Here is a 21,799-nt window from a genome sequence, read left to right as displayed (position 1 = left end):
TTATCTGCAAATTCAGTAATGAGAGGACGTGTAAACGCAATAAGGACGTTCAAGGGCTTAGTTGCGGATTTGAGGATGAAAAAAATTATTTTTCAGCATGTCCGCCTGCCGTAGTGGGCCAATTTATATTCTGATATATATTGCTATTGTTTATATCGCGGTCAGCAGAAGCTGTACGTATATCACTGATTCCTATCGGATACAAATAATATGCCTCATGCCAGTTATAACCATCACGCAGTTCGTTGGAACTCTCCAAATTACGGCTGTAAGGACGTAGATACTTGCCTTGCTCTTTACCAGAGACAACTGCATCCGATGTCCCGTCCGCCTTGATATCAGCATCATACAACAGATAAAGATTATCCCAAAAATTCACTCCTTCAGGAATCCACTTTGCAGTTATCATACGGTCAAAGGAGCGCCAACGAATCAAATCGGCAAAACGTTGTCCTTCACTGAAAAGCTCGTTCATACGTTCGCGACGAATATTATACAAGGTCACATCCACCATGGAAGTCCCTGAATACACCCCGAAATCCTTTTCTTTGGAAAGATCGGTAGCAGCAATTGTAGCGTCAATATCAGTGCTCACCCCGGCACGTTCACGCAATTGCATCCAATACTTTCTGGCATCAGCATCCAGTGTTCCATTCTTTTCATAACAAGCTTCCATATAGTTCAATAATGCCTCAGCTGTACGGAAAACAGGGCATGCGTTAGTACAGCGCAACTCATCATTCGGAGTCTGGGTATAATCATACGTATAATACTTACGTGGCTGATACCCTGTGATACAACGTATTTCTTGATTTGAATTATCGATACCGGGTTTCTTGAATGGCTGACTGTACTGAGGCGCACTAGGATCAGAATCAAGCAGCGTACTCTCACTCCAAACAAAAAGCTGAAGACGTTCGTCGCGACCGGCTTTCACATTATCAATGCTGACATCACCCTGATAGTCATTGCTGGCATAAATGGGTAATCCATTCTTCATCAGAAAAGACTCTGCAAAGGTACGGGTATATCCATCGGCACAACCAGTCTTCACACGATAAGCTGCATCGTGACTGATACTCAGGCTAAAGCTGTACTGTTTCCACAATAAGACTTCGGGGACATTAGCCAGTGAAGGCTGACTATACATTTCAAAATAGTCATTCCAACCTGTGATGACACCCGGTTGAGGTTCTATTACATGATTATTGGTAGTCAGTTGCGCATTATCGGCTACCTGTTTTGCAGCATTCATAGCTTCTGTCAAGAAAAAATCCACTTCACTATCAATACTGAAATTCTTTCCACTGTTATAAGGCATATTGGCTCCCGGCCAATTATTATCTCCCGGTACACGTCCGCTTCCTTTATGATACTTTTCAAAAGTGGCTTCAAACAAGGCTACTCTAGATTTAAACAGCAAAGCCGCCTCTCTATTGACACGCTGACCATTGAACTTGCCTCGACTTGCTAAATATGAAATAGCTTTGTCCAAATCTTCCAATATGAAACGTGCCACTTCATTACGCGGAGTACGCTTACTGTTTTCTACAATGACCTCATCATTATCTTCCAAGACCTTGGTAACTATGGGTAAATCACCATAATAGGCCAACATTCGGAAATAACACAATGCACGGAAGAAGTAACCCTCTCCGATATAGTTCTTAATCAGTTCCGCATCGCCGGTAATCGTTCCATTCTCATAACCGGTAACTGCCTTATCTAAAAAATAATTGTAAACGCGTACCCCTCCATAGTATCCCTGAAGGGCTTTTCCCGAAGAAACTTCCCAATGGTCATCGGCAAAAAGAGTCGTATTACCGTTCAACCCAGCCAACATGATATCGGTATTACCGTCAGAACGTGCCATACCATCACTATAACTCTGCGTATGATACATCTCTCCGCTATAGGGAGCAACCAAATAGGAACTATAATAATTATTCAAGTAAGTAGCCAGCTGATCGGCTGATGTATAGAATGACTCCGGTGTGATTTGGCTTACAGGATCAAGGTCGAGCAGATCGTTACACGAGGTGGTACTCATAGCAGCACCCAACAAAAGACATAATCCGATGTGTTTTGTATTTATTTTCATAATATTCTTCTTTTTATTAGTTAAAAGCTAAGATTTACACCCACAGAAACAGTACGTTGCAACGGATAAGTTTTACCACTGCCCCATCCTTCGTCACCATATCCTCCGAAAGCTTCGGGATCAAATATATCGGACAGACTAGTGATAGTGAATAAATTATCGCATGACAGATAAATGCGGCAATTACTGATTCCGGCCGGTGACAACAGAGATTTCGGCAAAGTATACCCCAACTGGATATTCTTGCAACGGAGATAGGCGGCACTTTGCAAATAACGCGTCTGTGTCTGCTGATTTTTCTGAATACCGCCAAAATAAGGTTTCGGATAATATGCACCAGTATTGTTTTCCGTCCAATAGTCCAAATGATCTTCAAAGCAGGCGCTTTGCCACATATTTCCTTGCGCTCCCCAAAAGTATGCATCACCGGCACCGAAGAACCAATCGCGTTTCAACACTCCTTGAAAGAAAATAGAAAAATCAAATCCCTTGTATGCCGCATCTAAGTTCAAACCGATACGATAACGAGGAGTCGCATTACCAATACGTTTCAAATCACCGTGATCGTCCAAAGTATTTGCACCGGAACTGACAATGCCATCTCCATTCAAATCCTTATACATCACATCACCTGCACCCCAGTTGCTTCCCCAGTTGGGCTTATTGGTTGTCAGCCAATTGTCCATTTCTACTTTTGAAGAAGCCAGACCGACACTTTCATACCCCCAAATTTCATTTAAATACTTGCCATTATAATACCCTCCGATACTTTGATTGCTAAACTCCCCATCGTATGGATAGGTCAGAATTTTAGATCGATTATCCGAGAGATTGAACCGAACACCATATTTGAAATCATTAATCTGATCACGCCATCCGATTTCCAATTCCCACCCCGAAGTACGCATATCACAGTTGTTGGTTTTGGGAGCATTAGTACCCAATACAGAACCCAAGATAGGTGCCGGACCAATCATGTCTTTTGTAGTACGACTATACCAATCAAAAGTACCGGTCAGGCGATTATTAAAAGCGCCGAAATCAAAACCGAAATCCCATGTTTCCACCGTTTCCCAAGTCATGATAGCATTAACGATGCTGGGAAGGGAAGATGTATTTTGTTTTTCGCCATTAATCAGCCAGTTGCTGGATGCAGAACTGATGGCCTGCTGCTGATAGAACGGATACCAATCCCAGAAACTGTTATAATTGGAACTAGTGTTACCTAATTGTCCCCAAGAACCACGAAGTTTCAGCGTATTAACTGTTTCACTCAATTTCTCAAAGAACTCCTCACGGGCAATATTCCATCCCAAAGATACCGACGGGAACCATGCCCACCGCTTATCGGCTAGAAAACGTGAAGAACCGTCATAACGAATATTAAACTCCGCCAGATACTTACCGTCATAATCATAATTGAAACGTCCGAAATAACCTGCTGTAGCCCGATTCCAATAACCGTCACCATTCTTCTTGTTACTTTGTGTCTGGCTCAAGAAAGGTTTATCTTCAGTTGTTAAGTCTGTACCGCTTGCCCACATATTGTCTTGATTATAACGTTCATAGTTCAAGCCCAACAAAACTTTTCCATTATGTTTTCCAAAGCTGTGAGAATAATCGGTATAAACATTTACAGCATAATAGTTTTGCTTGTAGCGGTTATCATACACATAAGTCACTGTTCCGTATCCAGAATCACGTAACATCGGCTCATTGGCTACATTATAATTATAAATAGGAATTTTGTTTTGAGTAGTCTTATTATTGGTAAGACGCAGAGCACCTTCAGCATAGATGTTCCATCCTTTCAACGGCGTGAAGGTAAACTTTAACTGTTGGGTGAACTCATCGTTGTTCTCCTTATATACCCCCCCGTCTTCCAATTCATAAATCTCCATTTCTGCCATCCAGTTTCCATTCGGATCGACTACCGGACAAGAAGGCCAGCGGCGTGCAATGTTATGGAAGAACAACCCTGTCAGATATTGAGGCTTCTCATAATCCTTGCGTGTCCATTTTGTTGAGTAATCCAGGCGTGCCCATGAAGCCAGTTCGGCTCCGATTTTACTATTCAACGTATAACGGTCCAGTTCGTCGTGCCCATGAGAAATCAGACCATTCTGTAGCAAGAAACTTCCACTGACCGACCAATTAAACTTCTCAGTTCCCCCACTCAGACTCAGATTATGCTGTGTAGAAGGCACATTCTTTTTATAGAATTCCTCAAACCAATCCGTATTGGCAAAAGCCGAGCCATAGTTGTTCCACTTCCCATTCTCCACATTGGCTGTTGTTCCCCAATATTCCGGCTGGCTAGGGTCTGTGAATTCGCCATTCATATACTTCTTGATATTCGCCATCGTTTCATCGCTGAATATATTTGAACCGCCAGCGTTAATATTCGCAGTATTGAAATAAGTGGCAAATTGCAATGAATTAGCCATCTTGGGCACCTGTGTCGCGGTACTGAAACGAATATCGCCGGAGTAATTAACCTTCACCTTACCGGCCTTCCCACTCTTAGTCGTAACCAAGATTACACCAAATGCAGCACGCGAACCATAGATAGAAGCCGAAGCGGCATCTTTCAGAACAGACACACTTTCTACATCATTAGGATTCAAAGAATTCAAATCTCCCTCTATACCATCAATTAAAATCAAAGGACTATCTACAGAACCGTCGCCGATAGAACCTGTACCACGAATATTGATATTCATGCTGGTATTAAGGTCACCCCCACTTGAACTGGTAGAAAGATTCAAACCGGGAACCGCCCCTTGTAATGCCTGACTTACGTTGGCAACAGGGCGTGACTCTATCACATCCGAACCGACCATACTTACCGCACCCGTCACATTCACTTTTTTCTGCGTTCCATATCCCACTACCACCACTTCATCCAAGACTTTTGTATCATCACTCAAAATAACATTCAATGGCACTCCCGTCCACTTTATTTCCTGCGTCTGATACCCTACGAATGAAATGACAATCGTGCTTCCTTTGGGCACATTAGACAGGGAGAAATCTCCATCAATCCCTGTAATGGTTCCATTCGTGGAACCTTTTACTACCACAGATGCACCGATAATCGTTTCGCCTGTAGCATCTTTTACAACTCCGGTACAAGTACCATTTTGCTGAGTCACTCTCACGTCTGTTTTTCTTCCTTCTTGATTGGCGTAAACCGTTCCATTACAGACTGTTGACAAGAACAGTAAAACACCCACGGACTTTAGATACTTAATCATATAGTGATTTTTAAAAGTTTTAGAAAAGCAAAAACTCTTAAAGTACCAAGTACCATTAGAACTTCGTCATTCACTATTACTTATTGAAAATAAGTGCTTGAGGTCTAGTATAAAGACTATTACTACCAATTTAGAGTGTATTTTTGAAAATCATATATATAAAATATTTTCCATATACCCAGCATCTTATAACAGGTAATTTTATATATTTCATTAAGATTATAATAAAAATAAGTATTTCAATTGTCGTCTACAACATTTTTTATATATTTGCAGCGTTAATCTAAATTTTATCGAAAAGCATAAGTTCTAATGGAACTTTGCATATATCTCAATAATCTCTAATTATCAAGATATTACATTTTATAAATCCAATGATTATAGAAAAAGGGTAGATACTTCATTTTTATGGACATATAAAGCTTTTATTTTTACCTAAATGGAAGTCTTCGCTGCTATAAACCCGTAAATCACTGAAATTAAGTTTATTCTTAAGAGCAAGAAATAACAAAAAATAAGAAGAACATAATTAAAACCACACAATAAAAATCGCAACTTAAACCGGAGCATATAAAAACGAAAAAAAACATGGACTCATGGAAATGTATAAAAACATCCATTTAAGTCCATGCTATTTTGTAATACAGCCCAGGCAAGTCATTCTTTATCCTTGCCTGCCGGAAGCCTTTCTATCCGAACTCTGCCTGCCTTGCCCTTGCCTGCTTTGAACCTGTTTCTTCCTACGCCAATAATCACCATTGCCCTTACTGCCCCGGTATGCCTTATTGGCTTTTGCTTTTTCCTTCAGTTCTTCCGTCTTACCGGCCTGCGCTTTCACTCCTTCCACAGTCACCCAAGGATGGTCTTTCACAACCGGAATCTGTAGTCCTATCAGTTTTTGGATATCTTTTAAATAAGGTAATTCTTCCGATTCACAAAAAGAGATGGCTATTCCGTCATGTCCGGCACGCCCGGTACGGCCGATGCGGTGCACATAAGTTTCCGATATATTGGGCAACTCATAGTTGATAACGTGAGAAAGCTGGTTCACATCAATACCTCTGGCTGCAATATCTGTGGCTATCAACACTCTTGTGGTGTGATCCTTGAAGTTCGTCAACGCCCTTTGGCGTGCGTTCTGCGATTTGTTTCCATGAATAGCTTCCGCCCCGATCTCACTCTTATTCAATATCTTCGCCAATTTATCCGCCCCATGCTTGGTACGGGTGAAAATCAATACAGATTCTATCTCCGGATTCTTCAACAAATGCAGCAGCAAGTCCTTCTTCTCTTTCTTCTCTACGAAATAAACACTTTGCTGAATAGTATCAACAGTAGACGAAACAGGAGTCACCTCTACCTTCTTCGGATTAGTCAGCATGGAATCTGCCAGCTTCTCTATTTCAGAAGGCATGGTAGCCGAGAAAAACAAAGTCTGTCGCCGGGCAGGAATCAGTTTCAATACTTTTTTGATATCGTGTATGAAGCCCATATCGAGCATACGGTCTGCCTCATCCAATACAAAATACTCCAATCCCTTCAATGAAATACAACCTTGCGACTGCAAGTCAAGCAAACGTCCGGGAGTGGCAATCAATACCTGCACGCCTCGTTTCAAAGCATCAACTTGCGCCTTTTGGGGCACTCCGCCGAAAATAACGGCATGTTTCACTCCGGTATATTTAGCATATTGATCAAAGTTCTCGCCTATCTGTATAGCAAGCTCACGCGTCGGGGTGAGTATCAATGCTTTGATACCTTTTTTATGGTCTGATTGATAAAGCCGTTGTATGAGGGGGATAGCAAACGCTGCTGTTTTTCCTGTTCCTGTCTGGGCGCATCCCAGCAAATCTTTACCTTTTAATAATACAGGAATTGCTTGTTCCTGAATGGGGGTCGGCGTTGTATAGCCGGTTTGTTGTAAAGCCTTCAAAATAGGCTCTATAAGATCTAATTCTTTAAATGTCATGTGAAATAATTAAATTAGGCCTCACGGCCTGTATATATTTTATGGGAACAAAGGTACAGTAATGATTCTGCCCGGAAGTATTTCCGGGCAGACTTTATGGTTATTTAACTAGATAGTTCCTGCTTAACTAATCGGACGGCTGCCCCAAAAGGAAGATATTTCACAATAACCATCCATATTATATCGTAATCAATGTAACTCTACTTACAGAACAAATAAACATTTCCACCAAAGTCCGAAACCACCAACGCATTGCCCGATAAGGCTACCGACCCGAAAACAGGAGCCCCAGTAGCGTGTTTCCATACCACTTTTCCATTCTCTTTATTAATTCCATACACTGTACCGTCCGAAGCAGCTACATAAACGATATCTCCCGCCCATACCGCACTGGTTTCAATGGTAGCGGAAGATTGACGACTATAGGGACAGGTATAAACCAAAGCATCCCCCACCGGACAAGTCCATTTTTCTTCCAATGTTTCACTGTCCAAGGCTATCAGCCCTTTCTGTGCAGAGCCAAAGATAATCTCTTTGTCGGTGAGCAACGGAGTAGAAGTTACATCCACATTATAAGGCAAAGGCTTACGAACTATCACTTCTCCGGTAGCCGCCTCTAATATAAAGAAAGATTTATCCGAAATAAGATACAACAAAGCACCATGCATGGCAGGAGATGCCCCCCGATTACGCAACCCGTTGTCACTGGCCGCCCAAAGTTTCTCACCTGTTTGGGCATCATTGCCATAAAGTGCATTCCACTGTGCGGAACCAATCAGCAAACCATTCCCCAAAGTCAGCGTGCTCGTAGTCCCTTCTCCTTGTCCCCAACCTTCATTTCTCCAGAGTTGTTTGCCCGTCCGGGCTTCAAAAGCACAAAGTCCCTTTCCTGTTCCTGCATAAACCATTCCTTCATCGGCCACCAGTCCGTCGATGAGGGCTGGTAAACCATTTACAGGCAATTGCTTTTCCCAACATAACTTGCCGGTTTCGGTATCAATGGCATACAAAAAACCTTGAGCATCTTGGGCAAACACGATATCACCATCAATGGCAATGGAATTTTTAATGGAATTACGAACAGGGTAACTCCAAAGAGTTGAACCATCCTTCCCGTTCAAAGCATATACATGCCCCGCACCTTTTAAATCTTCATCCACAGAGGCTACAATTATTTTTCCCTTGTGTATCAGTGGGGAAGTCATGTAAAGATTAGCTCCGACATTGTGGGTCCATGCCAGTTGCAAAGGCAGATTCAATGGACCGGAAGCGGGGGCGGAATGTTTCGCATTGCCTAACAGATTATCCCAATCAGCAGAAAACAAAGGAGCCACCTTTTCAGTCCGGCAGACAAAATTGCTTTCTGCCTTAGCTATCTCTCCGTTATTAAAACGAGCTGTTACCTGCAAAGTAAGTTCTTTGCCCACGTGTTTATCAGACAAAGGAAGCTCCCCGTTCCATGACCAGTCAGTGCTTTGCAGCAATCTCTTGTTTTTCAGCACAGGTTTTCCGTCGGCCAAACAGGTATAGAGCACTTCTTTCACCGGTGACACGGAAGAATACACATTGACAGCTACCGGAAGAACACCCGAAGCCATCACTCCGGCAGGCGAAGCGATACAGATATTCTTGTCCAAATAGGTATAACGGAGCTCGGAAGTGAAATCTCCCTTACTATCTACGTGCATCACACGAAAAGCGGTAGTGGAATGATCTATTCCTCCTTTATCCAATGAGGAAGTACAAACACTGTAAACATCTCCCTGTTTTTTCATATAGTTAATATGCCAATGACCATATACCCACGCTTTCAGGTTATGTTCATTCAAATTAATGCTTCCCGCATTCTTGCTTTTAAAAATAAAAGCATCCTCGTAGGTCAGTAAATCATGATTGAAAACAACAACGGGAGTTCCGGGGCGGATATGCGCCAAATCATTTTTCAACCAACGGCAGACATCATCGGCGGTATAACCGGGAGCATGATCTCCTCCAGGCATCGGAGTGACAATATAGTGCACATTCCCTGCATCAAAAGAATAATATACCGGTCCGTAAATGCTTTCAAAGAGTTCTTCGCCATACTTCCCCTTTACCAAATCATGATTTCCGATGCAATAGAAGACAGGACAGTCCATATTTTCCGTATTCATCAGTTTGATATGAGCCTTCAAGCCTTTTTCATAGCAGATATCCCCGGTATGAATGATAAAAGCCGCCTGTTCATTCCTGGCATAGTCACGCACATTATTCACCCAGTCTTCATGGTTTTCCGTATTAAATATTTCAGTATCAGCAATATGAATGTACTTGTGAGAGCCATCCTTGCGAATCCGTCCACTATAAGGCATCAAGCAGAAATCATAACCGGACTGTTTCTCTTCTATTTTATGATAATGACGATTAAATGTTTTATATCCCGAAGGAGTAGTAATGAAAATAAAACGCTCACGTTCATGACCGGGTAAAGTAAAACTACCGTCGGCAGCCGTTTCCACCACATTCAAGCCATCGGAAACCTTGATGCCCGCCCATGTTTTTTCACCTGGGTCAAACATGCCATTCTTGTTTTTATCTACATATACACGACCTGTGTAAGCAGCCATAACGGGCATTGCCGCCAGCATCAGGCATGATAATAAAAAAGTCTTTTTCATGAATATTTATTTTAATCAATTCTTATTTAAGTTCGAATTTCGAGAGGACAAAACCATGATCTGAAGGATAGAAAAAGTCTTCTCCTTTGAAAGTAAAAGTTTTACCCAAGCTATTGTCATAGCACTCAGACGCTATCGCTTGAATGGTTTTCCCCTGATAATAAATGAAATCAATGCGGTCCATACGACATTCGGTTTCCAACGAATCCGCATCTGCCAGCCACGTTACTCCCGGACTGGCCACCGGATCGGGATTCATCTCACGGAAGCTATCTTTAAATCCTGCCTCTTCCATAGCAATGGAAACGGGCCAATCCACCACAGCACCCCCATGATGGTACAAGTTACGGGTCGCTTCCGTCCAATCCAGATGAGAGTGCACATTAAAATCACCTCCCATTATAATTGGGATACTGTCTGTTTCTGCCAGTAAAGGCCGAAGAACAGTCAAAATCCTATGTATTTCCTCATCACGTGTCCCCTCCATCTCCCAAGCCAATATTTCCTCCTCAGATTTATCTGTCGGTACCAAACGCATATCAGGGAGGTAATGCAACCAAGTATCAAACACCCGGACAGGTTTCCCATTCACATCTATCATCACTCCGCCGAAATTAAAGGTACTTATGCTGTCGGCAAAAGCATATTTCCGGATAATGGGATAGCGGCTATAAATACAAAGATTATCAGAAATGAGATTGTATGAATATCCCAATGAATCGGCTACCATCGGAGCGGCTCCATAAGTTTCAACCATCAAGATCACATCAGCCTCACTTTTTTTCAGAATATCGATAGTTCCCTTACATCCCTTTTCGGGGTAAGTTTTTGAATGACCGCCATGCCATACATTCCATGAAAGAACAGTCAGTGTTTTTTCCGACTCTTTTGAAGGGGTACAAGCTGCCAATGCAAACAAGCAAAAGGCTATCATCCCAATAAGATTTCTTGTTTTCATCATAGGTTAGATTTGTTAATTCCGGACAAAGATACACAATTATTCAAGAGACAACACTATAAAATATACCATAAATAGGGTATTGTCATCATGAACATCTCCCCCTATCTTTGCATTATAACATTAGAATCCACTAAATGAAAAGATTATGGCAAGAATTAAAAAAGAATTGACTGAGCTCATCGGAGGAACTCCTCTGTTGGAGCTGTCACGCCTCAGCCGAAAACACGACGCGAAAGCACAAGTAGTTGCCAAACTGGAATATTTCAATCCCGGCGGAAGTGTAAAAGACCGCATTGCCCTGGCAATGATAGAGGATGCGGAAACAAAAGGCATCTTGAAACCCGGAGCCGTTATCATTGAACCAACCAGCGGCAACACCGGCGTAGGATTGGCATGGGTTGCCAGTGTGAAAGGTTACAAAGCCATATTGACAATGCCCGAAACCATGAGCAAGGAACGCCAGAACCTGCTGAAAGCTATGGGAGCGCAATTAGTACTGACCGAAGGTGCAAAAGGTATGAAAGGAGCCATAGAAAAAGCGGAAGAACTGCGTGAACAGACTCCGGGAGCTGTCATTCTGGGACAATTCGAGAATCCGGCAAATCCTGCCGCCCATGTACGTACCACCGCGCAGGAAATATGGAATGACACGGACGGAAAGGTAGATATATTTGTTGCCGGAGTAGGCACAGGCGGCACTTTAAGCGGAGTAGCGGAAGGATTAAAAAAACAGAATCCCCATATACAGATTGTGGCTGTAGAGCCGGATAACTCCCCCGTCCTTTCGGGTGGAAATCCGGGGCTGCACAAGATACAAGGTATTGGAGCAGGATTTATCCCCCATACCTACAATGGAAAATTGGTAGACAAAATAATCCGGGTGAAAGATGATGACGCCATCCGCACAGGACGCGAACTTTCTCTGACAGAAGGGTTATTGGTTGGAATATCTTCGGGAGCAGCAGCTTATGCCGCTTTGGAGCTGGCTAAATTGCCAGAAAATGAGGGGAAACAAATTGTAGTCCTCTTACCCGATACGGGAGAACGCTACTTGTCTACTGTACTTTATGCTTTTGAAGAATATCCGTTATAATAAAACAAAATGAATATAGCTGCATTAATTTCAGGAGGTGTAGACAGCGCAGTTGTCGTACACCTCCTTTGTAAACAAGGATATAAACCGGACCTTTTCTATATAAAAATCGGAATGGATGGCGATGAAGACCTGACCTGCACCGCAGAAGAGGATATCGAACTATGTACCGCCACTGCCCGCAAATATGGTTTGAACCTGAATATCATCGACCTGCACCGGCAGTACTGGGACAATGTGGTGGCATACGCCATCGATAAAGTGAAGCATGGACTTACCCCCAACCCGGATGTGATGTGTAACAAGCTCATCAAATTCGGATGCTTCGAGCAGGAGGTGGGACATCTGTATGACAAAACAGCCACCGGCCATTATGCCAGTATCCTTGAAAAAGATGGAAAAATATGGCTGGGAACCGCACAAGATCCCGTCAAGGACCAAACGGATTTTCTGGCACAAATAGATTATCTGCAAGTTTCAAAACTGATGTTTCCTTTAGGCGGTCTGATGAAGAATGAAGTCAGAGATATTGCCCGTGTCGCCAAATTACCCAGTGCTCAACGCAAGGACAGCCAAGGTATCTGCTTTCTTGGAAAAATCAATTATAATGATTTCCTTCGCCGTTTCTTGGGTGAGAAAGAAGGAGCCATCATTGAAATGGAAACAGGAAAGCGGATTGGCACTCACAAAGGATATTGGTTTCATACCATAGGACAGCGCAAAGGACTGGGGCTGAGTGGAGGACCGTGGTTTGTCATCCGCAAAGATATAGATGAGAACATTATTTATGTTTCACGCGGATATGATACCGAAAAGCAATACGGTACGGACTTTGCCTTACACGATTTCCATTTCATCACAGAGGACTTATGGGAAGGAGATTCACCTGTAGACGTCTCCTTCAAAATTCGGCATACCGATACTTTCATGAAAGGAACACTGACCCGGGGAAATGGTCTGTTCCAAATCCACAGCCACGAACCTTTGCAGGGCATTGCCCCCGGACAGTTCGGCGTGCTGTATGACAAAGATGCGGAAATTTGTGTGGGAAGTGGCGAAATCACTTTACCCTAAATGTAATATTCCACCGCATCCACAATCCCCGCACGAAGTGCATATTTTGTCGCTTCGTACACGTTATTGACTTCTAATTTACGAAAGATGTTTTTGCGGTGGGTCATCACCGTATATACACTAAGGAAACGCTCAGCCGCAATCTCTTTCGTTGTTTTACCCAATGCCATCAGTTTCAATATTTCACACTCAGTAACCGTAAGCGATGAGCCCCGTTTTTCTTTCTTTTCTTCTTTATGCTGCAATTGCCAGGCAATGCGTGTACAAATGTATTGCAAACGTTGCTCCGCCTTCCGCAGCCCTTCCTCTATCTCTATCATCGGCGCATCTTTCATCACCACACTGAATGAAGTTCCGCCAAAAACCATACGCCGGATAAAATCCTCACTTAAACTATCACTGAACAGAATGAAATGCGCTTCTTTAAACCGTTCTTGCAAAATAAGCAAGTATTCAGCTGAAGTATCAAACAATGTATAGTCCAATACGACAACGGCATTGGGATGATCAATCAAAAGTCGGGTAAGCTCTTTCTGACTGCCCGCTTCCTTTATCACGGTAAAACCTCCCACCCGACCGGCCACAGCTTTCATACCTTCACGGGTAATGTCCTGGTTATCGACAAGTAGCAATGTTTTCATGACCATACATACTAAACGGAGCTTATTAATATAAAAAAAGCCTTGCATCATTGTGTGCAAGGCTTCATTCTATTGGTGGGCGTTGACGGATTCGAACCGCCGACCCTCTGCTTGTAAGGCAGATGCTCTGAACCAGCTGAGCTAAACGCCCGGTAGCTTCTTGTTTTAAAAGCGTTGCAAAGATACGGCTATTTCTGATAACTGCAAATTTTATGCATACTAATTTTTCATTTATTTTTCACCATAACACTTAAATCACTGATATACAGAATATATAATCATCATTTAATTTATGAATTAAGTAAAACAAAAAGGGGAACTATACCTTATTATATATAGTTCCCCCTTTATATCGAAATTTATTTTATTCTTGGCCGAAACGCTTTGCCTGTTCAGCAATCAGTTCCACATCATCAAAATAGTTAATCTTCATCGCTTTTCGCACATCATCCAATGTAGCAGCCGCTGTAGCACGAGCTGTCTCACAACCCTTACGTAACATTTCGTAAATAGCCGGAATATCCTTTTCAAACTCTTTACGACGCTCGCGGATAGGAGTCAATTCCTCTTGCATTATAGCGGCCAGGAACTTTTTCACCTTCATATCTCCCAATCCACCACGGGTGTAATGCGCCTTCAGTTCATCCAAGTTAGGATAATCCGGCAAATAACGACCGAAATGCTCGGGTTTGCAGAAAGCGTCCAAATAAGTGAATACGGTATTTCCTTCCAATTTACCCGGATCAGAGACTTTCAAATGAGTCGGGTCAGTGTACATACTCTTCACCTTCTTTTCCACTTCATCAGCCGTATCGGACAGATAGATGCAGTTCCCTAACGACTTGCTCATCTTTGCCTTTCCGTCTGTGCCCGGCAAACGAAGACAAGCCGCATTGTCCGGCAACAGGATTTCAGGTTCTACCAACGTGTCACCATAAATATAATTGAAACGGCGTACTATCTCACGAGTCTGCTCGATCATTGGCTCCTGGTCCTCACCTACCGGAACAGTAGTCGCCTTGAAAGCGGTAATATCGGCAGCCTGACTGATAGGATAAGTAAAAAATCCCACCGGGATGCTAGTTTCAAAGTTACGCATCTGGATTTCGGTTTTCACCGTCGGATTACGTTGCAGACGTGAAACGGTAACCAAATCCATATAATAGAAAGTCAATTCGCACAATTCGGGAATCTGAGACTGGATAAAGATAGTAGATTTCATCGGGTCCAAACCGACAGCCATATAGTCAAGCGCTACCTCAATCACATTCTGGCGTACCTTCTCGGGATTTTCTATATTATCGGTTAATGCCTGTGCGTCGGCAATGAAAATAAAAGTCTTGTCATACAATCCGGAATTCTGAAGCTCAACTCTGCGTTTCAACGAACCTACGTAATGACCGATATGCAATCTTCCTGTAGGACGGTCGCCGGTCAATATGATTTTTTCTTTTCCCATATCTCTTAAATATTATCTTATATTAAAAATTACGCAAAGATAGGAATATTCTGACACAAACACTTAACTTTGAATCGCTATTTCACATATAATAATTGTTTCTATGAATAAACTAAGACAGAGCATTAAACTAGTTCTATTTATTTCTGTAGCAAGCTTGTTCTTTGCCGCATGTTCCGATGATGACGATAAAAGTATTCCCGTACCGGAGCCTTCACGGATGATTACTGGAATTAAAGTACATAAAATTTCGGATGTTATCACTTATCAGGGAATGATAAGCCTCACTTACGACAACAACAAACGACTGACCCGCATTTACAGCAGTTCACCGTTAGCGGCAGTAAATTACACGTACAAAGAGAACTCTGAAGTCAGTTATACTTACTCTACGGAAAATTCTCCTTTGGTAGAAATAAGCACCTCGTTGGAAAACGGCAGAAGTTATGTATGCAAATTCTCCAACCGGGAAAGCCCGGTAACCTATTCTTATGATAATGAAGGTTATCTGAAAAGCTGCAATAACAATGGAACCGTATTGGAGTACAATTGGGAAAGCGGAAATTTATCTTCCATAACCACTACTCCGAGAGGAACTTACAACAGTGATTACAAAGTTTCCAATATCGCCAATGATTATAGTCTGGACTTGAACACACTGGCACAATGGATTGATGACCGCGAAAACTATACCACCGTAATGAACACTTTCGGACAGATGGCCGAAATTCTAGGAAAAAGAAGCTCCAATATTCTGGAAGACACTTATTATATATACGACTATAGTTTCCGGCAGGATGGAAGACTAAAAGATATGACCCTGATGGGCGGATCGAAAAATATAGGATATTCATTCCGCTTTGCGTATGCCGATGATACAGAAGTATCCGAATAAATATACAGAAACAGAACATTCGGAGAGGATTTCAGACTTTTATTTTAATTTGTGTTGACAAAGATCTTGATTTATTTTGTTATCTTGGAAATAAGTCGTTACTTTGCACAAAATTTAGTAATGCTATGTATCCTACAGGAACAAAGATAATATAGACATACGAACAAATGCGTTAGTCCTCGTACGAGGATGGACGCATTTTTTTTTAATATTTAGCGACATTAAAACAACTATTATAATAAAAGAAACTTTCAATGAAAAAGGATTTAAAGAAAGTCCTGGTATTGGGTTCGGGTGCCCTCAAGATAGGCCAGGCAGGAGAGTTTGACTACTCAGGTTCACAAGCGCTGAAAGCATTGCGCGAAGAAGGCATTCATTCGGTGTTGGTAAATCCTAACATCGCGACTATCCAGACTTCGGAAGGCATAGCCGACAAGGTTTATTTTCTTCCTGTCACTCCCTTCTTTGTTGAAGAAATTATCAAGAAAGAACAACCGGACGGTATTTTATTGGCATTCGGTGGACAAACTGCATTGAACTGCGGCACTGAACTTTACCTGAACGGTACACTGAAGAAATATGGTGTAGAAGTACTGGGTACTTCGGTAGAAGCCATCATGTACACTGAAGACCGTGATTTATTCGTAAAGAAGCTGGATGAAATTCCGATGAAAACCCCGAAGAGCCACGCTGTGGAAAGTATGGAAGAGGCTCTGAAAGCTGCCCGCGAAATCGGTTATCCGGTTATGGTACGCTCTGCTTACGCACTAGGTGGTTTAGGCAGCGGCATCTGTCCGGATGAAGAAGCTTTCATCAAACTGGCTGAAAGTTCATTCGCATTCTCTAAACAGATCCTGGTTGAAGAGTCATTGAAAGGTTGGAAAGAAATAGAATTTGAAGTAATCCGCGATGCCAACGACCATTGTTTTACAGTGGCAAGCATGGAAAACTTCGACCCACTGGGAATCCATACCGGCGAATCTATCGTGGTGGCCCCCACTTGCTCTCTGACAGAAGAACAAGTAACAATGTTGCAAGATTTATCTACAAAATGTATCCGTCACTTGGGTATTGTGGGTGAATGTAATATCCAGTATGCTTTCAATGCAGAAACAAATGACTACCGTGTTATCGAAGTAAATGCACGCCTGAGCCGTTCTTCTGCCTTGGCTTCTAAAGCAACCGGATTCCCTCTGGCATTCGTTGCCGCTAAAATCGCTTTAGGCTACACACTAGACCAGATTGGCGAAAAGGGTACTCCCAACTCAGCCTACGAAGCTCCCCAGTTGGATTACTTGATTTGTAAAATTCCCCGTTGGGACTTGACTAAATTCGCAGGTGTATCACGCCAGATTGGCTCCAGCATGAAGTCTGTGGGTGAAATCATGTCTATAGGCCGCTCTTTCGAAGAAATCATTCAGAAAGGTCTTCGTATGATAGGTCAGGGTATGCATGGTTTCGTAGGAAATGACCATACTAAATTTGAAAACCTGGATGAGGAACTGGCCAACCCGACAGACCTCCGTATTTTCTCCATCGCCTCTGCATTGGAAGAAGGATACAGTATTGAACGCATCCACGAACTGACCAAAATCGACTCGTGGTTCCTAAGTAAGTTAAAAAACATCGTTGACTATAAGGTCAAACTTTCGACTTATAATAAGATCGAGGATCTACCTGAAGATGTGCTTCGCCAGGCTAAAGTATTAGGCTTCTCCGACTTCCAGATTGCACGCTTCGTATTAAAAGCCAGTGGCAATATGGAAAAGGAGAACTTGGCTGTACGTGCCCGTCGTAAAGCTTTGAATATCCTTCCGGCTGTCAAGCGTATCAATACCGTCGCATCTGAACATCCCGAATTAACCAATTACCTATATATGACATACGCTACTACGGGTTATGACGTCAATTATTATAAGAACGAAAAATCGGTAGTTGTATTAGGTTCAGGCGCTTACCGTATCGGTTCATCCGTAGAATTCGACTGGTGCTCTGTAAACGCTGTCCAAACCGCACGCAAGTTGGGTTACAAATCCATCATGATTAACTATAACCCCGAAACAGTTTCTACCGACTATGATATGTGCGACCGTCTGTATTTTGACGAGCTTTCATTTGAACGTGTACTTGACGTGATTGATCTGGAGCAACCGGGTGGTGTCATTGTATCAGTAGGTGGACAAATACCTAATAACTTGGCGATGAAGCTTCACCGTCAGTCGGTACCTGTATTGGGAACTTCTCCGCTTTCTATCGACCGTGCGGAAAACCGTCATAAATTCTCGGCCATGCTTGACCAGCTGGGTATTGACCAACCGGCATGGAAAGAATTGACCAGCCTGGAAGACATGGAAGAATTTGTAAACAAAGTAGGTTACCCGGTATTGGTCCGTCCTTCCTATGTGCTCTCGGGCGCTGCCATGAACGTATGCTATAACGAAGATGAACTGAAGGAATTCTTACAGATGGCTAAAGAAGTTTCTAAAGAATATCCGGTAGTCGTATCACAATTCATGCAAGATACTAAAGAAATAGAATTCGACGCTGTAGCCCAAAACGGTGAAATAGTGGAATATGCCATCTCCGAACACATTGAATATGCAGGTGTCCATTCAGGTGATGCCACATTAGTATTCCCGGCTCAGAAGATTTATTTCGAAACAGCTCGCCGTATCAAGAAGATTGGTCGCCGTATCGCTAAAGAATTAAACATTTCCGGTCCGTTCAACATGCAGTTCTTGGCTAAGAATAATGAAGTGAAAGTGATTGAATGCAACCTGCGCGCATCACGTTCATTCCCGTTTGTTTCCAAAGTATTGAAACGCAACTTCATTGAAACCGCAACCCGCATCATGTTGGGTGCTCCATACAGCCAACCGGATAAGTCGGCATTCGATATTGACTGGATCGGTGTTAAAGCTTCCCAGTTCTCTTTCTCCCGTCTGCACAAGGCAGACCCTGTATTGGGCGTAGATATGTCTTCAACAGGTGAAGTGGGTTGTATCGGTGATGACTTCCATGAAGCTTTGCTGAACTCTATGATTGCTGTAGGTTTCAAGATTCCTACAAAATCTGTCATGTTCTCGTCAGGTGCCACCAAATCCAAAGTAGATTTGCTGGAAGCAAGCCGTATGCTGGCAGAAAAAGGATATGAGATCTATGCAACTGCCGGAACCGCAACTTTCTTGAATGCACACGGAGTAAATACCACACCGGTTTACTGGCCGGATGAAAAGCCCGATGCAGAAAACAATGTCATGAAGATGATTGCCGAACATAAATTCGACCTGATAGTCAACATTCCGAAAAACCATACCAAACGTGAGCTGACTAATGGTTACAAAATTCGTCGTGGAGCAATCGACCACAATATTCCTTTGATTACCAACGCCCGTTTGGCAAGTGCTTTCATTGAAGCATTCTGTGAAATGAGTGAAAAGGATATTCAGATAAAGAGCTGGCAAGATTACAAATAATCTTTCTTAGGGATATTCAAAAAGGAGCTGATTCGTTTTTCTTGAATCAGCTCCTTTTTTATCTCCTAACGGGAAAGATCATTAAAACGATAAGTAAAAGTAGCCATTGCATAACGTCCCAATCCCCAAGTCCAAGTTTCTCCCTGTCCGGTATCATTCATCCAACGATTGACAAAATCCCGTTGTTGCAGAATATCAACAACCTGAAATTTAAGTAACCCTCTTTTCCCTTTCAGAAAACTGTAAGTCAGCTCACTGTTCCAAAGCCACTGCGTCGTATTGGAGGCCTCATCCTTATATCCCCTGCGATTCATACTTCTCACAACGGTATAAAGATTCAAGTTGAGAGGTAACTTCAGTCGACACTCCGCGCCATAATAAAAATCATACGTCCTGTAATCCGAATTGTTTGTATAACTGTTATCGGCTTGCTGATAAGTGATTGCTCCATTTATCTTAAACTCATGCTCTTCCAATTTATAGGCAAACTCCACGTCCTGCATCAAGTAGAGCATTTGGGAGGTGTTACGATCATTCTCATTGGCTTCTCCCATTATCTGCACATACGAAACCCTCCGGTTATAATTTGCATTAGTAGCAAGACGAGCGAAAATTTTCTTGAATAATTTATTCGTATAATATATATTCCCGCCAATGCCCCAATTACCATTTATATTCTCGGGCCGACTGGTATATACCCCACTCTTCTCATCATAGGTTCTTTTCCGGCTTATATCATTTATCGTATTATTATATCTCAAACCACAATATAACATTTCCTGCTTTTCCATATTTCCTCCTCTGTAATTCACAGATATACTTTGCCCGAAAGCGGGTTTCAGCCCCGGATTCCCCATTGTTATGTTCAGAGGATTAGTATAATCAGGCACAGACAACAAATCATAAATGGAAGGCTGCCGGGTGTATCCGCTATAATACACACTCATATTATGGTTATTGCCCAAATCATAATCAAAATGCAGTTCGGGCACTATGTTCAACACGGTAATGGTCGTATCTATCTTCACTTTTCCCCTGTTGCTTTTCGTCGTAGACTTCTGAGGCGACAGCCCAAACCGGATATTCAACCTCACTTTTCTCCAATTAAGTGTGGTACGCAGTCCGAATTCATTGGAATGAAGATCATTACGAGTATAATCACTTAAACTATCCACCCTTCCTGCCTCATAACCAGATGGAAGACTTCCCCACAAAGCATCCTCATCCAAATTGTACGTAACCGCATTATTACTCTGCCGTTGATACTCATGCCGATAATAAACCTGAAGCATTTGTTTTCCTATTGGCTCCGTATAGCTGACCTCCCCCGCCAATAATAAATTTCTGGCAGGTGACTCCCGGTATTGATTTCTATATAAAACCGAATCTGCCCCCAGGTCATTCTTCAATTGATAATAAGTAATAGACGATTGCTGATAATTACCACTCGCCTGATTACTATAATCATTTCTTAACTCTATGGAGAGTTTCCGACCGATATCATTCAATTTATGAGTGATCAAAAGATTATTGCCTATCATCAGATTGTTCGTCTTATTTTGAGAATTTCCCGTATTTTTATTTATCCTGAACTCAGGAGGAATCATTGCATCGTCCCTCCAAGGCTCTGAAACATAGTCCAAAGGATTGGTACTGAAAGTCGCCGAAATATTTTCTGATACCGAATTTAACCGGCTATGATTGATGTTATGCCTGAAATTAATTTCCGTCCGGTCACTCAAACTTCCCGTCATATATATATTCTCCCAAAAAGAACTATTCCTACCCGTACTCAAGCCATTATTATAGGCATATTGGCTACCGTTAGGCAGATATTCTTCTGACTGGCTTCGCGATTCATCCGCGCTTTTATTATTATTATATGAAGCACTGACATTGAGGTTGAGCTTCTTTATTTCCGTTCCCAAGCTAAAACCAATATCCTTCATTTGAGCAGGATTATCGGCCATATCACTGATAAAATTACCATATCTGGGGAGTTTTCCTAAATCACCATACAAGGACATCCGCCATTTTCCGACAAATTTATTCAAACTCATTTTCGCTCCATACATATCCCCCGAACCTTTCAAAGCTGAAACGTCCCCCATTAATCCATCTGTCAAATCCTTCTTGGTCTTCACATCCATCACCGTTTTCTTCTTACCATCTGACACCCCTGTCATTTGCTCTTTATCCGACTGCTGCTCGTATAC

The 21,799-nt window shown here is 42.4% G+C and carries 12 protein-coding genes and 1 tRNA gene; 4 read left to right on the top strand and 9 right to left on the bottom strand.

Annotated elements, in window-relative coordinates:
* Positions 1 to 85: 85 nt before the first annotated feature.
* The 5 genes from AB5935_RS20225 to AB5935_RS20205 all read right to left on the bottom strand — a co-directional run bounded on the left by AB5935_RS20225 (position 86) and on the right by AB5935_RS20205 (position 10,945).
* On the bottom strand, positions 86 to 2,101 hold the full coding sequence (locus AB5935_RS20225) for a RagB/SusD family nutrient uptake outer membrane protein (protein WP_007830896.1): 2,016 nt from the start codon (positions 2,099 to 2,101) through the stop codon (positions 86 to 88).
* Between the two features lie 20 nt (positions 2,102 to 2,121).
* The gene (locus tag AB5935_RS20220) at positions 2,122 to 5,358 is read right to left on the bottom strand and encodes a SusC/RagA family TonB-linked outer membrane protein (protein ID WP_120053560.1); all 3,237 of its coding nucleotides are present in this window, start codon (positions 5,356 to 5,358) and stop codon (positions 2,122 to 2,124) included.
* Between the two features lie 664 nt (positions 5,359 to 6,022).
* Complete coding sequence (locus tag AB5935_RS20215) at positions 6,023 to 7,327, bottom strand: DEAD/DEAH box helicase (RefSeq protein WP_007830893.1); 1,305 nt, start codon at positions 7,325 to 7,327, stop codon at positions 6,023 to 6,025.
* 200 nt (positions 7,328 to 7,527) lie between these two features.
* On the bottom strand, positions 7,528 to 9,984 hold the full coding sequence (locus AB5935_RS20210) for a PQQ-binding-like beta-propeller repeat protein (RefSeq protein ID WP_038611557.1): 2,457 nt from the start codon (positions 9,982 to 9,984) through the stop codon (positions 7,528 to 7,530).
* Between the two features lie 22 nt (positions 9,985 to 10,006).
* Positions 10,007 to 10,945 (bottom strand): endonuclease/exonuclease/phosphatase family protein, encoded by a 939-nt coding sequence (locus tag AB5935_RS20205; RefSeq protein ID WP_038611560.1) that lies wholly within the window; start codon positions 10,943 to 10,945, stop codon positions 10,007 to 10,009.
* A 145-nt stretch (positions 10,946 to 11,090) separates the two neighbouring features.
* Between AB5935_RS20205 and cysK the strand changes: the two genes are divergently transcribed.
* Both cysK and mnmA read left to right on the top strand, forming a co-directional pair.
* On the top strand, positions 11,091 to 12,038 hold the full coding sequence (gene cysK, locus AB5935_RS20200; RefSeq protein ID WP_007830889.1) for a cysteine synthase A: 948 nt from the start codon (positions 11,091 to 11,093) through the stop codon (positions 12,036 to 12,038).
* A gap of 9 nt (positions 12,039 to 12,047) precedes the next feature.
* Positions 12,048 to 13,112 carry a tRNA 2-thiouridine(34) synthase MnmA gene (gene mnmA / locus AB5935_RS20195; protein WP_007855572.1) on the top strand — a complete coding sequence of 355 codons (1,065 nt, stop codon included), beginning with the start codon at positions 12,048 to 12,050 and terminating at the stop codon, positions 13,110 to 13,112.
* Here mnmA and AB5935_RS20190 read toward each other — a convergent pair.
* The 3 genes from AB5935_RS20190 to trpS form a co-directional block, all read right to left on the bottom strand.
* Entirely contained in the window at positions 13,109 to 13,759 is a 651-nt protein-coding gene (locus AB5935_RS20190; protein ID WP_007843630.1) for a response regulator transcription factor, read from the bottom strand. The genes mnmA and AB5935_RS20190 overlap by 4 nt on opposite strands.
* 67 nt (positions 13,760 to 13,826) lie before the next feature.
* Positions 13,827 to 13,904: transfer RNA gene (locus AB5935_RS20185), tRNA-Val, on the bottom strand.
* Positions 13,905 to 14,117: 213 nt separating this feature from the next.
* The gene (trpS, locus tag AB5935_RS20180) at positions 14,118 to 15,212 is read right to left on the bottom strand and encodes a tryptophan--tRNA ligase (protein WP_007830886.1); all 1,095 of its coding nucleotides are present in this window, start codon (positions 15,210 to 15,212) and stop codon (positions 14,118 to 14,120) included.
* A 103-nt stretch (positions 15,213 to 15,315) separates the two neighbouring features.
* Here trpS and AB5935_RS20175 point away from each other — a divergent pair, with 103 nt between their 5' ends.
* Positions 15,316 to 16,107 carry a hypothetical protein gene (locus tag AB5935_RS20175; protein WP_007843632.1) on the top strand — a complete coding sequence of 264 codons (792 nt, stop codon included), beginning with the start codon at positions 15,316 to 15,318 and terminating at the stop codon, positions 16,105 to 16,107.
* A gap of 254 nt (positions 16,108 to 16,361) precedes the next feature.
* Positions 16,362 to 19,583, top strand: a complete 3,222-nt coding sequence (gene carB / locus AB5935_RS20170; protein WP_038611563.1) for a carbamoyl-phosphate synthase (glutamine-hydrolyzing) large subunit — start codon at positions 16,362 to 16,364, stop codon at positions 19,581 to 19,583.
* A gap of 65 nt (positions 19,584 to 19,648) precedes the next feature.
* Here the strand turns inward: carB and AB5935_RS20165 are convergent.
* A partial coding sequence (locus tag AB5935_RS20165; RefSeq protein WP_368327537.1) for an outer membrane beta-barrel protein occupies positions 19,649 to 21,799 on the bottom strand: 2,151 nt, incomplete at its 5' end.

Source organism: Phocaeicola sp. RTP21198st1_B8_RTP21198_201120 (assembly GCF_040929485.1).
GTDB classification, from domain to species: domain Bacteria; phylum Bacteroidota; class Bacteroidia; order Bacteroidales; family Bacteroidaceae; genus Phocaeicola; species Phocaeicola dorei.
Note: the sequence above shows the minus strand (reverse complement) of the source record. Positions and strands in the feature narration are given on the sequence as shown.

Coding starts and splice junctions, on each gene's coding strand:
- carB (WP_038611563.1), top strand. CDS start 16,362: ATGAAAAAGGATTTAAAGAAAGTCCTGGTATTGGGTTCGGGTGCCCTC.
- cysK (WP_007830889.1), top strand. CDS start 11,091: ATGGCAAGAATTAAAAAAGAATTGACTGAGCTCATCGGAGGAACTCCT.
- AB5935_RS20190 (WP_007843630.1), bottom strand. CDS start 13,759: ATGGTCATGAAAACATTGCTACTTGTCGATAACCAGGACATTACCCGT.
- AB5935_RS20175 (WP_007843632.1), top strand. CDS start 15,316: ATGAATAAACTAAGACAGAGCATTAAACTAGTTCTATTTATTTCTGTA.
- AB5935_RS20220 (WP_120053560.1), bottom strand. CDS start 5,358: ATGATTAAGTATCTAAAGTCCGTGGGTGTTTTACTGTTCTTGTCAACA.
- AB5935_RS20225 (WP_007830896.1), bottom strand. CDS start 2,101: ATGAAAATAAATACAAAACACATCGGATTATGTCTTTTGTTGGGTGCT.
- mnmA (WP_007855572.1), top strand. CDS start 12,048: ATGAATATAGCTGCATTAATTTCAGGAGGTGTAGACAGCGCAGTTGTC.
- AB5935_RS20215 (WP_007830893.1), bottom strand. CDS start 7,327: ATGACATTTAAAGAATTAGATCTTATAGAGCCTATTTTGAAGGCTTTA.
- AB5935_RS20205 (WP_038611560.1), bottom strand. CDS start 10,945: ATGATGAAAACAAGAAATCTTATTGGGATGATAGCCTTTTGCTTGTTT.
- trpS (WP_007830886.1), bottom strand. CDS start 15,212: ATGGGAAAAGAAAAAATCATATTGACCGGCGACCGTCCTACAGGAAGA.
- AB5935_RS20210 (WP_038611557.1), bottom strand. CDS start 9,984: ATGAAAAAGACTTTTTTATTATCATGCCTGATGCTGGCGGCAATGCCC.